At 47.5% G+C, this 14,420-nt stretch carries 15 protein-coding genes; 2 read left to right on the top strand and 13 right to left on the bottom strand.

The window, feature by feature from the left end; translation table 11 throughout:
- Positions 1 to 28: 28 nt before the first annotated feature.
- Positions 29 to 463, bottom strand: coding sequence for a transcriptional regulator LrpC (lrpC, locus tag HAP68_RS02015; protein WP_024084896.1), 435 nt, complete (start codon positions 461 to 463; stop codon positions 29 to 31).
- Between the two features lie 176 nt (positions 464 to 639).
- On the opposite strand from lrpC, the gene HAP68_RS02010 reads away from it, so the two are divergent.
- On the top strand, positions 640 to 930 hold the full coding sequence (locus tag HAP68_RS02010; RefSeq protein ID WP_003156265.1) for a DUF3817 domain-containing protein: 291 nt from the start codon (positions 640 to 642) through the stop codon (positions 928 to 930).
- 36 nt (positions 931 to 966) lie between these two features.
- On the opposite strand, the gene HAP68_RS02005 is transcribed toward HAP68_RS02010, so the two are convergent.
- From HAP68_RS02005 to HAP68_RS01965, 9 genes are all read right to left on the bottom strand, one after another.
- The gene (locus HAP68_RS02005) at positions 967 to 1,776 is read right to left on the bottom strand and encodes a lipid II flippase Amj family protein (RefSeq protein WP_014304362.1); all 810 of its coding nucleotides are present in this window, start codon (positions 1,774 to 1,776) and stop codon (positions 967 to 969) included.
- A gap of 498 nt (positions 1,777 to 2,274) precedes the next feature.
- Positions 2,275 to 2,697, bottom strand: coding sequence for a pyridoxamine 5'-phosphate oxidase family protein (locus HAP68_RS02000; protein ID WP_003156270.1), 423 nt, complete (start codon positions 2,695 to 2,697; stop codon positions 2,275 to 2,277).
- A 6-nt stretch (positions 2,698 to 2,703) separates the two neighbouring features.
- Positions 2,704 to 3,327 carry a GNAT family N-acetyltransferase gene (locus HAP68_RS01995; RefSeq protein ID WP_014304361.1) on the bottom strand — a complete coding sequence of 208 codons (624 nt, stop codon included), beginning with the start codon at positions 3,325 to 3,327 and terminating at the stop codon, positions 2,704 to 2,706.
- 86 nt (positions 3,328 to 3,413) lie between these two features.
- Positions 3,414 to 3,917, bottom strand: coding sequence for a D-lyxose/D-mannose family sugar isomerase (locus HAP68_RS01990; protein WP_003156273.1), 504 nt, complete (start codon positions 3,915 to 3,917; stop codon positions 3,414 to 3,416).
- 12 nt (positions 3,918 to 3,929) lie between these two features.
- On the bottom strand, positions 3,930 to 4,790 hold the full coding sequence (locus tag HAP68_RS01985) for an SDR family oxidoreductase (protein WP_015388697.1): 861 nt from the start codon (positions 4,788 to 4,790) through the stop codon (positions 3,930 to 3,932).
- Between the two features lie 158 nt (positions 4,791 to 4,948).
- On the bottom strand, positions 4,949 to 6,463 hold the full coding sequence (locus HAP68_RS01980) for a class I adenylate-forming enzyme family protein (RefSeq protein WP_024084895.1): 1,515 nt from the start codon (positions 6,461 to 6,463) through the stop codon (positions 4,949 to 4,951).
- 221 nt (positions 6,464 to 6,684) lie between these two features.
- The gene (locus HAP68_RS01975) at positions 6,685 to 8,769 is read right to left on the bottom strand and encodes a BglG family transcription antiterminator (protein WP_003156277.1); all 2,085 of its coding nucleotides are present in this window, start codon (positions 8,767 to 8,769) and stop codon (positions 6,685 to 6,687) included.
- A gap of 299 nt (positions 8,770 to 9,068) precedes the next feature.
- Positions 9,069 to 9,971: an aldo/keto reductase gene (locus HAP68_RS01970; protein ID WP_014304356.1), complete on the bottom strand. Its 903-nt coding sequence runs from the start codon at positions 9,969 to 9,971 to the stop codon at positions 9,069 to 9,071.
- Between the two features lie 113 nt (positions 9,972 to 10,084).
- Positions 10,085 to 12,088 (bottom strand): penicillin-binding transpeptidase domain-containing protein, encoded by a 2,004-nt coding sequence (locus HAP68_RS01965; RefSeq protein ID WP_003156281.1) that lies wholly within the window; start codon positions 12,086 to 12,088, stop codon positions 10,085 to 10,087.
- 156 nt (positions 12,089 to 12,244) lie between these two features.
- Here HAP68_RS01965 and HAP68_RS01960 point away from each other — a divergent pair, with 156 nt between their 5' ends.
- On the top strand, positions 12,245 to 12,565 hold the full coding sequence (locus tag HAP68_RS01960; RefSeq protein WP_003156282.1) for an antibiotic biosynthesis monooxygenase family protein: 321 nt from the start codon (positions 12,245 to 12,247) through the stop codon (positions 12,563 to 12,565).
- On the opposite strand, the gene HAP68_RS01955 is transcribed toward HAP68_RS01960, so the two are convergent.
- From HAP68_RS01955 to HAP68_RS01945, 3 genes are all read right to left on the bottom strand, one after another.
- Complete coding sequence (locus HAP68_RS01955) at positions 12,536 to 12,751, bottom strand: YczI family protein (protein WP_369719110.1); 216 nt, start codon at positions 12,749 to 12,751, stop codon at positions 12,536 to 12,538. The genes HAP68_RS01960 and HAP68_RS01955 overlap by 30 nt on opposite strands.
- 196 nt (positions 12,752 to 12,947) lie before the next feature.
- Positions 12,948 to 13,589, bottom strand: a complete 642-nt coding sequence (lipC, locus tag HAP68_RS01950; protein WP_003156284.1) for a spore germination lipase LipC — start codon at positions 13,587 to 13,589, stop codon at positions 12,948 to 12,950.
- 64 nt (positions 13,590 to 13,653) lie between these two features.
- Positions 13,654 to 14,403: an IclR family transcriptional regulator gene (locus tag HAP68_RS01945; protein ID WP_003156285.1), complete on the bottom strand. Its 750-nt coding sequence runs from the start codon at positions 14,401 to 14,403 to the stop codon at positions 13,654 to 13,656.
- Positions 14,404 to 14,420 lie beyond the last annotated feature (17 nt).

Genomic DNA, 14,420 nt, shown 5'->3' with positions numbered 1-14,420 from the left:
TATTATAACAGACTTCCTCACGCTCCCTCTAATCGAGGACGTTTTTTGTGTCAATTTCTGAGAAAATGACGTGGGTCACGGTTTGGGCATACGGAGAGGTGCGGTTGATGAAGTGTTCGATCGTTTCCAGACTGTCCGCGTTAATCTTCAGCATATAACACGCCGCCCCGGCGACCCGAAAACAAAATTCAATGTTGGGAATGGATTGAATGTAGGTTTTGAATTGATCATATTTTCCGTTTTTCACCGTCGCTTCGACAATGCAGGAGACGGGGAGCCCGATCTTTTTTTGATCAATGTCCAATGTATAGCGCTTAATAACGCCGAAGGATTCAAGCTGTCTGACACGCTCTGTGACGGACGGGGCTGACAATTTGATTTTTCTGCCCAGCTCCCGCATGGACAGGCGGCTGTCCTGCTGCAGCTCTTTAATGATGCTCAGATCCACATTATCTAGTTTCATGACTGTAGTCCTTCCTTACCCTTTTGGCTATATTATCAAGAGAAATCCGAAAAATGACAAGAACAACAGGCTGAAATCATGAAGGTTTTTTCAGGAACTGACGCGAAATGGTCATATTAGGACTGCCCTTTGCTTATAGTATAGAGGAAAAAAGATGTCCGACAGGAGGGAGCTGTATGTTACACACGCCGATCGGCAGACTTCGCACGATGGGGTTTATTGAAGGAATGTCGCTTTTGGTGCTGCTGTTTATCGCGATGCCGCTGAAGTATTGGGCTCATCATCCGCTCGCCGTCACCATTGCCGGTTCCATTCACGGCGGTTTGTTTATCATTTATCTGGCGGTGCTGGCGTATGCGGCGTTTACTGTCAAATGGCATGTGAAATGGTCAGCCGCCGGTTTTATCGCGGCCTTTATTCCGTTCGGTAATTTTATTTATGATCGCGGCCTGAGAAATTATCAATAAAAAGCTCCTCTTCTGCAGAGGAGCTTTTTTCATGCGTTACATCCATTTCGTCACCCAGGCGATATAATAAGCGCCGGGGATGAATACGAGCTGGGCGAGAAGCGTGCCCGCGACCCTTGATGTGACCATCGTCAATGAGGTCCATTTTAAGGAGACGTAGCTGCGCTTGCCCTTCGCCACATCGTCTGCCAGTACGGAGACTTTCGGGTCAACAAACACGGCCAGCAGCATAGTCGCAACGCCGTTGATTAAGCCTGATGCCATAACGGCCGTCGTGCTGTGCTCAGGCGCCAGAAGGCCGGCGTACAGAGCGGACAGAACACCGATCGTGTAAATAGACGTAATGACCATATTAATGACAAACAAGCGTTTCGGGATCATTCGGAATTGAAGCCCCTTTAAATAGGAGACTGACGGCAGTCTGATATAAGAACGCGCATGCTTCAGCCCGTTCAGTGAAAATCCTTTTTTAAATACCTGCATGACGGAGCCTCCTCCGTCCGCCAAGTGTATAATCGCCCTGGAGAATAACGCGACGAATGTCGGCAAAAGACAGATGCCGAGCATCGTTCCGACCGTGGAGCCGAATATTAAAAATCGAAACTGAGCGCCCACAACAGACAGAGCGTTTGATCCGGCGGCATCAATCAGATGTCCGGTAAACGGCTGCTGAACCATGTTTGACATGCGCGACACAATAACCATGACATTAAATAATGACAGCGCGGACGCGATAAATCCGACTCTCGCGCCGGAAAGCCGTGTTGCATAGGCAAGCGTTTCAATCGAATGTATCAGCAGCAGAAAACAGAAGATAAACAGTACTTGTGAAGTAATAACGTGCAATGTATGATTCCTCCAAATCTTTTCATACTGATTAGACTCTGCAGACTGCGGCAAGGTTTCGGCCGTTTACATAAAAAAACCGCCCGGATGTCCGGCGCGGTTTTGTCTTATTCTTTTCTTACGCAAATAAATAATATATGGTTGCCCGCCTTAGCCTGCGGGTGATTCGTATTAACAGTTCCGACAGAATCATTCTTCGAAAGTAAACACCATGGAAGTTCTTGAACACAAGACAACGAAAGCCCTACCTCTCAATCGTCACTGCGGCTCCGAAGCCGCGCCGGTGTGAATTGTAAAACAAAAAGTCTTTTTTCCATCTCTTCGTTAGGGGCGAATATCAGAAGGAAAAGAATAAGCTCAGCTTTTTTTCAAGCTGTCCGTTGAAGCCTGAAGCTTCTATATCAAAACAGAAAAAAGAAGTTTACTTTCTTTTTTATTTGCATGTTGTCACTTAGCAGTTAAGTATAACAGATTGCCCCTGAATAATCAAATGATTTATTAAAGTTCCAGCTCGGCCGGCGTTTTTTCACCCGCGTTCATGAGCTTGATCTGCTTCGGTTCAATTTCGAGAATCACCAGGTTCGGATCGTCTTTTCCGTCAAACCAGCGTTCCAGTTTCGGATCCCACAGCTTTTCTTTTAAATCTGCTGAGTTGTTCAGTTTGGCGGTTCCGGCCACTTCCACATAAGCGTCACCGAATCCTTCACAGTCATACCCTAACAGAATATGAACATTCGGATTGTTTTCAATTTCTTCCGCTTTATGAGTGTCTTTGCTCGTCGGCGTGTAAATCGTTAAGCCGTCATGGAAAAATGTCATGTAGCGTGAATGCGGTTTGCCTTGCTCTACCGTCGCAAGCGAACCGACTTTATGATGATCCAGTACTTCAAGCACTTTTTCTTTGATTTCATTTTGATTCATGAAGAATCACTCCTTTTTAACGTCTCCGCTGTTACTTTTCCACATTGGGGAGACATTTAAACCAAGAAATGTGCTCTTCTGCCGATCTTCGCTCCATTCCCGCTTCAGCATGCTGTAGTTCACCGTGTCATGATAGGCGCCCTGTACAAAAATGCCTTCTCTCGTCAGTCCTTCTTTCTGAAATCCGAGCCGTTCCGCCACCGCCCTGCTTTTCGTGTTTTTTTCAGCCGCGCTGATCATGATGCGGTTCAGCCCGAGGTCCTGAAATGCATGGGTGATGACCGCCCGGCAGCTTGCGGTGATAATGCCGAATCCTTCATGCTCTCGATCCAGCCAGTAGCCGATCTCTGCTTTTTGATTAACTGTATCGACATTATGGATGCTGATCATGCCGCAAAACCGGCCCTTCACAAAAATTCCGGCGTCAAACCCATTCTCTTCCGCATATTTATAGCGCCATTCGGGGATGATCACATCGCGGTACGTATCGATGTCAGCCAGTTCTTCCGCCCAGCTGAGCCATTCGCTGAGATGGTTTTGATTTCGCTTCATAACAGAATACAATTCGTCCGTATCTTCTTTGGCAAGCAATCTGATCGTCAGATGTTCCCGGATTTGACAGGAAAACACGACCGCACCTTCTTTCCTTTATTAGCCATTATACAGGTAAATTTATTTTTTTCCATCCAAAAAAGATGAGGCGTGCAGCCTCATCCTTAAATGCGCGGGTCGGTGAAAACATCGTGATCATCCGTGCTTGTCGATGACATTTCCGTAACGACCGCCCCTTCTTCTCCCGCTTGAAACCAATGCTTCGTATCCGGCGGAATGGTGTATTGTCCGCCCGGCTCAAGCAAAATCTCATGCCAGACGGTGTAATATTCCTTGTCTTCTTCCGGCGGAAGGACGCTTGGGTTCTCTGCCTTTTCACCTTCCAAGTAGAGATACACCTTCCCCCAGCGGCAGCGGAATGTCTCTTGTTTTCCCTTCTCGCCGCCGACCGGCGGATGGCGGTGTTCCGGACACGTCTGGCGCGGGAAGAGCACCAATTCTTTCGAACAGTAGCGGTCGGTATTCACGTAAATAAACAGCTGAAGCCCGGTTTCCTCAAGCTTGCCTAAGCCGTAATCCATGATTTGAATGTCTTCGACTTCATCATCAGTCAGAACGATTCCCGCTTTTTGATAGTATGCATTCACGTCATGCTTCGATATCGTCATCGGTCAGCCTCCTTATGTGGTCACAAATCTGCCGCCGTTGACATGCAGCGTCTGTCCGGTCATATAAGAGGATTCGTCTGAGGCCAAGAGCACATAGCAGCCGACATGCTCAACAGGCTGGCCTGCCCGGCCCATCGGCGTATCCTGACCGAAGGAAGCGACTGTTTCTTCTGAGAATGTCGCCGGAATAAGCGGTGTCCAGATCGGCCCCGGCGCCACGGCGTTGACACGGATACCATCGTTGACGAGCGCTTGCGCCATGGATCTCGTAAAACCGTTAATCGCGCCTTTCGTAGCCGTGTAGTCAATCAGCTGCGGGTTGCCTGTGTAAGGATTAATGGATGTCGTATTGATGATCGCGCTGCCCGGCTTCATGTAATCAATCGCTTTTTTAGTCAAATAAAATTGTGAGTAAAAGTTTGTCTTAAAGGTTCTGTGAAGCTGCTCGCTTGTGATGTCTTTAATGCTTTCTTTCGGATGCTGTTCCGCAGCGTTATTCACGAGAATATCAAGACGCCCGAATTCTTCAACCGTTTTTTCAACGGCTTCATTGCAAAAGTCTTCCTCACCGACATCGCCGGGGATTAACAGACATTTTACGCCTTCTTCTTCCACTCGTTTTTTTGTATCTTCCGCATCATCGTGTTCATCAAAATAGACGATCGCGACATTTGCGCCTTCCTTCGCGTAAGCAACCGCAACGGCGCGTCCGATACCGCTGTCGCCCCCTGTGATGAGCGCGGTTTTCCCTTTTAATTTGTCAGCGCCTTTATATTCTTTGTATTCGTAAACAGGCGCCGGATTCATTTCGCTTTCAATGCCCGGCTGGCGGTTTTGTGATTCCGCCGGGAATTCCTTCGGATAGTTTTCCATGTCAAGTTCCTCCTTCTGGTTCGTTGTCATATTTCTTGTCTACCTCTGCTGTCTTCCGGATAAACATGATTGAGACAGTTCAAAATGTTTTCGGAGAAAAATGTTTCACATGGAACGCAAGAAAAAAACCCGGCTGGCAGCCGGGTTTTTGTTCTCTATTATGAACGTACCGCTTGTTTGCGGAGCACGTCTTTTCTCACTTTTCCAAGGTTGTTTTTCGGAAGTTCGCTGACGAACTCAATGTCCGGAATTTTAAAGGCAGCAAGACGTTCTTGAAGGAATCGGGTCACTTCTTCTTCTGTCAGGTCTTCTCTGCCGTTTGTCACGATGAACGCTTTCGGCTTTTCGCCGTAGAGCGGATCAGGGATACCGACAACCGCTGTTTCGAGAATTCCCGGCACTTGCTGAATGACTTCTTCAATCTGGTCAGGATAAATATTATCGCCGCCGTAGATGATGACATCTTTATAACGTCCGGTGATAAAGATAAATCCGTCTTCATCCACATAGCCGGAATCGCCGGTATGGAACCAGCCGTCTTTCAGCACTTTTCGTGTCGCTTCTTCGTTACCTTCGTAGCCTTTGAATAAAAACGGACTTGTCACAACGACTTCTCCGATTGAGCCTTGCGGAAGGACTTCACCTGTTTCCGGATCTACAACGCGGACGTCCACTTCTTCCATCGGTTTACCCGCGGAAGCGGCTTTATCCATTCCCATTTGCGGATTCCAAGAGCTGATGCCCCACGCTTCCGTGCTTCCGTATCCGTGCATGAGCGGGATGCCGATGTCGAGATACTGCTGGATCAGGCTGCTTGGCACCTTTGTGCCTCCCGTCATCATATAAACGATAGAAGACATGTCAGTCTGGTGCGTTTCCCATGCTTTCAGCAGGTATGTGAAATAGACTGGCAGCGCCATGATGGTTTGAATTTTTTCTTTTTCGATGAGCTTCAAGTTTTCCACAGGGTCCTGATTGTCTGTCATAATGAATGTCGTTCCGCTCATCGTGCCGACCATCTGGCAGATAATCGCGCTCGTATGGTAATTCGGATGGCATGCTAAGAAGCGGACATGCTGCATTCTCCCCGTGTAAGCCAATGTCGCGTTTACGTAGTTGTATATGCCGCCGTGAGTGATCATGCAGCGTTTCGGATTGCCGGTTGTACCTGAGGTAAACATCAGCAATGCCGTATCGTTTTCAGACACCGTTTCGACATCCGGTGTATCACCGGAGCCTGTCAATAAAGCGTCAAACTCAGGCGTTGTCTCCGCAGCTGTTCCTGTCTCGACCTTCAGTTTAAGAGAAGATACCAGCGCAGGAAGAACTTCTTCCATAATCTCTTTAAATTCAGTGCCGAAAAAGACAGCTTTCGGTTCACAGGCTGCTAAAATGCCTTTCATTTCGTAAGGTGTTAATTGCCAGCTGACCGGCACAACAACCGCGCCGATTTCGAGTGCCGCAAACATGACAATGGATGACGCGTGGCCGTTTTTGCAAAGCATCGCCACTCTGTCGCCTTTTTTTATTCCTTTATCAAGAAGCGCTTGTGCAAGCTGGTTGATTCGTTTTCGATATTCCGCGTAGGTCAGGGTATGCGCACCGCTTTTTACAGCTTCGATCTCTTCGCTATTTGAAATGTCATGCAGAATCATATGCTGTAATGTCTCCATATTTTCATCTCCCATAATCATAAATCACAAAAAACTCTGTCAGATTTTCTTCCTCACGCAACCCATTTTAAACCAAAAAATATAACTTGTAAAACAATTTTGTTTTAGAACTATTCCATTCGTGAATGATACAATAGTCCCATGTTTTTAGTTTCTTCCCTTCCCCTTACCCTCATACATGCAGAAAAAAACACACCCCATATGAGGTGTGCGCTTTCTGTTTACCGCTGTCCTTTCTCCTGAATGAAATGATAAAACAGCTTGTTTAAACGTTTGTATAAATCGGCTTCATCCTCCGTCTGGAAGGCTTTTATACTGTCTTCGGACTCGATGATGGCGGAGCTGACCGCACTTAGTATTTCCGACCCTTCAGCGGGCATATCAGCCGGCGCCATCATCACCAAAGCGCGGCCGACGGTCAGGGAATTTCCGTCCATGCCTTTGACACTGCATGGAGCTGTCAAATCATAAATTTTGAAAAAAGGCGTGACAATTTCTTCATTTTTGAGATGGTACAGCGCCATCGCCGTTCCCGGAATGCCGAGTCCGCCCTGTCGTTCACGCTCTGCAAGGCGCTGTGCGGTTTGTTTGGCATTACGGACAAATCCTTCTTGCTCAAGCATGGCAAACAAACGATTCAAAAACAGTTCGTACGCCGTGTTTGACTCAATGGATTTGATCGAAAAGTTCCGCAGCACGCTTTGGATAACCGCCGCATAATGTGCCATACGGCCGGCCGCTTCCAGCATATCAGGCGTCTCCGGCTGCTTCTCTTCTCTTTTACCGTTTCTTTTTTTGTCAAGAATCAGCGGAATTTTTCTTTTGATGTACTGCTTCACCTGATCAGCGTCTTCTTCGTTTAAAAGCGGACTGACCATGACGTAATCAATGTTTCCATACGGGATCGGAACGGTGGATACGATCATGTCATACGCGGTGATGTCTCGGTCCTTCAGTTCGATGAGGGAAGACATATCAAAGGAACGGATTTCCGGAAGCTCCTTTTTCAGTCTGGATGCGAGCATTTTGGACGACCCGATGCCGCTGGAACAGACGATCAGCGCTTTGATCTTCGCTTCTTCCCGTTTGATTTCCAGAGCGGAGCCGAAGTGAAGAACGATGAAAGCGATCTCATCATCAGAGAAAAGAAGCCCCGGAAAGAATTTTTCCATTCCTTCTTCTACGGCCATGTACAGCAGAAAGTAGTCGCGTTTAATTTGCTCGGTCATCGGGTTGTACATGTCGATATTTTCTTTCACCCGGTTGATCGCAGGCTCCAGATGGGCGATTAAACCGTCGTATAAAGAACCGTTTTCCGTCAGATCAATTTTGATTTTTTCAGAAATGAAGCCGATCAGCTGCTTCGTTTGCAAGGCCGTTTCAACTTCAATGTTTTCCGGTTTGAATTCCGTTTTGTATTGGCGGTTGGCGCTCCGCAAATGAATGGTGATATAACCGATCTCAGCTTCCGGAATTGAAACGCCGAACGCTTTTTCAAGCTCTTTTGCCATTTCCATCGCAGAGCCGTACTCCTTCGTCTGCTGCAGCGCTTTTAGTTCCGAAGCCTCCATCGTGATGGTTTCTCCGAGTCTGATTCGGTCCATCGCAAAGGTTAAATGAACCGCAAGCGCCATGTATGAGCTGTCAGATAAGGCGATCGCGATTTTTTCCTTGAGCTGAATCAAGAGCCGGTCCATTTTCAAAAGTTCCGCTTTATTTACGACCCCGAACATTTTTTCAGCATCGTCAGGTTTTCCTTTAATATTGAATTCAACCGCTTCCAAAAAGCTCTGAATATCAAGCCGGTTGACGATGAGATTGCCGACGATTTTCCGTTTCGCATTTTCCGGACCCGTCAGCTGTATGCCGAAGCCCCTTTTTCGGATCAGCGTCAAGCCGAAGGGCGCGATCCAGGTCTCCAGCTCATCCAGATCATAACTGATTGTCGCGTTTGTCACTTGCAGTTCGTTCGCCAGACTGTAGAGCTTGATCGGCTCTTGCGACTCTAATAGTGAACATAGAATTAAAAGTTTCCGCTCCTCAGCGCTGTATTCATGCTGTTCATAGGACAGGTCTGACAGGAGTTTTTGTTTGTCCTCCGGGTTTCCTACCGCTTTCAGTCCTTTGCCGGGCTGTTTATCAAGTGCCAGACCGAATGATTCCATCATCGGTTTGATTGTTTTTAACTCGCGGTGAACGGTTCTTGTGCTGACTTGTAAAGCTTCTGCCAGTTCATGCACTGTCTCGTAACGGTTCTGCAGTAATAGATGTTTCATTAATTTTTGTTCTCTCGCTGTCATATACATGAAACGCGCCTCCAGATTTTCTAGTTGTGAGAAGTATGGCATATGGGGAGTGCTGCCGGGGAAAGTGATGTAAATTATAATATAAAACGCTTTCAATGATTATTCAACCATTTTCAAATGGCAATTTGGCACTGGGCCGTGTGACAGTATTGAAAAAGAAAAATGTGTCAGATAATATGCCATGACGCTTGTTACTCTTGATCCGCACGGCTATACTTCAAAGTGACCTTACTTGTTTTTAGACATTGCACACCACATAAACAAACGCCCGGAAGATACCTTCCGGGCGTTTGTTCTGTTTATGGAATATCGCAGCCTTGGACACCGGTATAAATCCTGAACCACTGATCATGGCTGAGTTTGTACGCGGATGCACGCACCGCGGCGGAAATGCGGTTCTCTTTTCCGCTGCCGACAATCGGCATGATGTCTGCCGGGTGGGTGAACAGCCATGCGTACATGACTTCGTCAATGGAAGCGGCGCCGATTTCTTCCTGTACGGAACGAAGCGCGGCACGGATTCGGAGGTCCTTATCTGATTGTCCTGTAAAGACGCTCCCGCCCGCAAGCGGTGACCACGCCATCGGCGGAATGCGTTTTTCCAGACAGAAATCCAGCGTGCCGTCATGAATATTTTCCAGCTCGTACGCCGAGATTTCAATTTGGTTTGTGATGAGCGGATCATCCAAATAGGATTCGAGCATTCTGTACTGGTGCGCTTTAAAGTTCGATACCCCGAAATATCTGACCTTGCCCGAGCTTTTCAGCGCGTGAAACGCTTCAGCCACAGCCTCCGGGTCCATAAGCGGGTCCGGTCTGTGAATGAGCAGCACATCCAGATAATCCGTATTCAGATTCAAAAGCGACTGCTCCGCCGACGCTAAGATGTGAGACTTCGACGTATTATAATGATGCGACTTGTTTCCTGGCCGCTCCGGTGATTCAATGACAATCCCGCATTTTGTGACGATTTCGATTCGCTCCCTTATTGAAGGCGAAAGGGACAAAGCGCCGCCGAACAGCTTTTCACACGTATAACCGCCGTATATATCGGCATGATCGAAGGTGGTGATGCCTTGGCTGATACACCATTCAATCAGATTCAGCAGCTCTCCGTCTGAAACATTCCATTCGTTCAGACGCCAAAGCCCGTGTATCACTCTTGAAAATTCCAGGTCTTCAGCCAATTGAATGCGCTGCATGTGAAATCCCCCTTTTTCTTAGAGCCTCTTGTATCTCTGTTTTCAGGAATTGCCCATGCTGTTTCATTCTGCTTCGGCGGCCGATTTTCCTTTCAGCCCGCAAAAATCGTCATTTAATGATTCTGAAACTGCTTTTTCGCTTTTTCAACGACGTAATGGCTTCCGCCGCGTTTTTTGACGTCTTGAATCATCATCGCAATCAAGAGGTCTTTCTTTTTATAATCGTAACCGACAAACCAGCCGTTTTCTTTGCCGTCTTTATCTTCTTTAGACGTTTTCAGCTCGGCTGTACCGGTTTTTCCGGCTACGGTAATGCCGCTTACGGCCGGCTGATATGCAGAGCCGCGCGGATCTTCAACGACGCCTCTCAGCCCTTTCGTGATTTCTTCGGCATTGGCTTTCGACACCACTTGCTTATGCCAGATTTGCGGTGTTTTTTCTCCGTCTTTGATCAATGTCGGTTTGACGAGATTTCCGTCTGTTACAAATGCGGTATAGTCAGCCGCTAAGTGCAGCGGAGACATCAGCATCTGCCCCTGGCCGTAGCCCGTATCTCCGAGAAGGATCTCGGAATCAAGCTTGCCGTTAGCGATTGAGGACTTTTCAATCGGAAATTGGTACGGAATCTCTTCATCAAAGCCAAATGTTTTTAATCCTTTTGTAAACGCGTCCGCTCCGGCATCTATGGCATTTTGCGCAAAGTAGATGTTGTCCGATGTGATCAGCGCGTTTTCGAGATCCACTTCATTCAGGCGCTCTGATACGCGTGTGACATGGTAACCGCCCCAGCTCGAATCTTTCTGCCACTCTTTTCCGGTGATTTTTTTCTTTTCCGATGCTTTCAATGTGCCGTTTGTCAGGCCGACTGCCGCGGCAATCGGTTTAATCGTTGATCCCGGCGCATAAAGTTTGTTGAATTTCGCTGAAAACGGATTGTTTTTATCTTCATTCAGCTTTTTCCACTCTTTTCCGCTCCAGCCGAAAAGAAAGCCGTTCGGGTCATAAGACGGTGCGCTGACGAGCGCGAGTGTCTCTCCCGTTTGCGGTTCGAGGGCGACTGCCGCTCCGCTGTCATCTTTCATAGAATCATACAGCTTCGTCTGCGTTTTCATGTCAATCGTTACATGAATATCCTGCCCGCTTTCGGCTTTCTTTTCAGCAATGACCTCACCTGTTTGCGGGACGTAAATTTTCCAGCCGGTCTTGCCGCGCAGCTTGTCTTCATATACATTCTCAAGGCCGGCGATGCCGATTTTGGAAGTATCGCTGTATTGGCCGTCTTTCGCTTTTTTCAGCTGCTCCGCTGTGATGGTTTTAATATAGCCGGTCAGATGGGCCGTTTTTTCGCCGTACGGATAGTAGCGGGAGCTGACTTTCGTTTTCGTCACGCCGTCTAATGCAAGCAGGCTTTTGACCTTGCTTTCATCATCCGGTCTGATTTTTTGAATCGGGACATAGGAGTCGTCTTTTACCCAGCCCTGGTTCAGTTTGCTTTTGATATCGTCTTCAGAAAGGTCCAGTTTTTCAGACAGTTTTTTGATCACGCTGTCTTTATCCTTGCCGAGTTTTCCAGGGATAATGCCGATTTCCGGCACCTCGGTATTCACGGCGAGACCTTTTCCGTCTTTGTCGTAAATTTGTCCGCGCTTCGGTTCCTCATTTGCGATCTGCACGGTTTTGTCATCGGAAAGCTGTTTGAAAATAAAAGAAGGATTCCAGTCAATGTTCCATGATTCTCCATCGTCTGTTTTCTCTTTTTTCAGGACGGCCGTGTTTTCAAAAGCGACCTTCCCTGCTTTTGTATCCATGCTGACTTTATAATCGATGTGCTGGAGGTCATCTTTTTTCTTATCGTCTTCGTCCTGTTTTTCGGCAGTGACTTTCAGATTTTTGACCCCTGCTTGTTCATAAATGGTTTCATATCGTTTTACAAAATCCTTTTTGGATCGTTTTTTCTTTTCATCCTGGGTGAGGCTTTGGTACATCTTATCGTAATGACCGCCGTTCCAGTCTTTTACGAAATCTTTCATTCTGTCTTCGGCCGATTCCGTTTTCGAGCAGCCGATCAAACCTATGATTCCTGCGAGTAAAAGTAATAGGTATAACCCTTTTTTCACTGTCTATTCCCCTGCCTTCCAACTGTTATTTTCTCCTAAACCAAATCAGGCTGGCAAGGATTTTTTTCTCATAGCGTTTAAAATTTTTTTGTTTTTCCGGCCGTCACGGCCCATATTTTTATACAATGTATCTATTAAAAAAAGGAGGAATTTCAGATGATCAGAGAAGCAGCCATGCTGTATGTAAAAGAAGGTCTTGAGGGGGAATTCGAAGAGGCATTCCGCCGGGCGGAGCCGATTATCGCGGGCATGAAAGGTTATCTGTCCCATTCCTTGTCCAAATGTATGGAAAAGACGCATAAATATTTGCTGCTTGTGGAATGGGAGACATTAGAAGATCATACAAAAGGCTTTCGCGGATCGCCGGAATATCAGGAGTGGAAAGCCTTACTGCACCGTTTTTATTCACCATTTCCCGTTGTGGAGCATTTTCAGGATCTATCAGACTCAGATCGCGTGAAGCGTAAAACCGATTAAGGAGATCGACCATACAAAAACGGCGGTATAGATATTGAATTTCCCGGAGCCGTCGTTTTCTTTCCGTTTTTCCTCCAGCCCCTGAATGAACATGACCGCACCGAGAAATACGAGCATAACCGGCTGTATGACGGAGGTATGTTCCGCATACGTAAATGCGGCGGCCGCAAGTATAATAATCAGCATCGCGAGCGACAGTTTTAAGGCGCGCAGCAAAGCAATCCATCCTTTCTGTTATCATTTTTTGAACACAATTCTATTTCTGTCTTTATCCCCCATTATTCTAGCGTACTTTTTGCGCGGATAGAACGAAAGTCGGACAATTTTAAGTTTGTTTTAAGGAGCACGAAAAGCGCGCTCCCCATGAAAAGGAGCGCGCGGTTTATGAGCGGGCGAGGCTTCCGTATCCGAGCCCCCGCAGGACGCATGCCATGACTTCATACCCCTTGCTGTTGGGGTGTACGCGGTCATAAGAAAGATATTCATTCATTTTTCCTTTGAAAGCGCTGTGGACGTCGGCAATTTTGACGTGCGGCGCCGATGCGAGTGTGCTGAGGTGCGCATTATAAGAGGATATCCATTTTTCTGCAATGGAGATGCCCGGGAAAGGATTGTATAAATTGAAGACGCGGATCTCATAAGGAGACGGGTGCGGCCCTTTTAAGGCAGCAATCTTGGCTATCATCTTTTCAAAGTTCTCATGGCAGTGACTGGACACGCTGGTGAATACCGAAGCGTCCGATGTTTGCTGATATGCCTGAACCGAATCGATCAAATCGTTGCCGCAGCCTGTAATCGTAATCATATCAGCAGCCTGAATCCGCCTCTGAATGTACGGGAAGGACATAAGCCCGAGAATTTCTCCCGTCTCAAGGCCTGATTTGGCAAAGATGGATACGTCGGTTCTTGTCTGTAAATCTTCTGCCATCATGCGCCCGAACCGCTGGACAAAACCGGCGGAAAACGGCCCGGATCCCCTCCCCGTCGTCAAAGAATCCCCCAGCGCCGTATAAACAAGTCCCATTTACTTTCCTCCACTCGTTACTATCGATATTGTAATGTACGCGAGTGAAGAAAAATTGGCTCGGTCAATAACCTAATTTCTCAGAAATATGCTGTGCGGCGTTTTTGACCTTTTCGGTTAAATACGGCAGCCTGTCCTCTGAAAACCGGGCTTCGAAGCCGGCGATGCTGATTCCGGCAGCCACCTTACCTTCGTGATTGAAAATCGGCGCCCCGATCGCCGCCGTATAATCTTCTAATTCCGAATAGCTGATCGTATAACCTGATTGCAAGGATCTTTCAATGGAGTGAAGCAGTTCAGCCCGATCCGTCATCGTGCCTGAGGCGATTGCGGCAAGCTTTGTCTTCTGAATGTATGTGTCAATCTCCTCTTCCGGCAGAAACGATAAAATGCTTCTGGCGCACGCTCCCGCGTACAGCGGCGACCGGCGGCCGATTGCCGTATACAGGCGGACGGTTTGGGTGCCTTCAATTTTTTCGACGTAAATGGCTTCATCCCCGTCCCTCATGATCAGCTGAACGGCCTCATCCACTTCGCTGCACAGCTCTTCCATAATCGGTTTGGCTATTTTCCTGATATCCAGACGTTCAGAGACGAGCTGGCCGAATTGTAAAAAGATCAGACCAAGCTGATAACGGCCGTCCGCCGCCCGGGTGAGAAACCCTGTTTCCTCCAGTGAGCTTGCCATCCGGTGAACCGAAGTCTTCGGCATTTCCGATAGAGAAACCAGCTCATTTAAGCTCAGGCTCGGTTCAGTGAGAAACAAATGAAGCAGTTCCATTGATTTGATGACGGTTTTGTTTTTGTTTTCCATGGTCTTTAGCCCCTTTG

The organism is Bacillus sp. Bvel1 (assembly GCF_014872755.1).
In the GTDB taxonomy this organism is placed as follows: domain Bacteria; phylum Bacillota; class Bacilli; order Bacillales; family Bacillaceae; genus Bacillus; species Bacillus velezensis.
The sequence above is the reverse complement of the archived record's forward strand: the minus strand, read 5'-3'. Positions and strand labels throughout refer to the sequence as shown.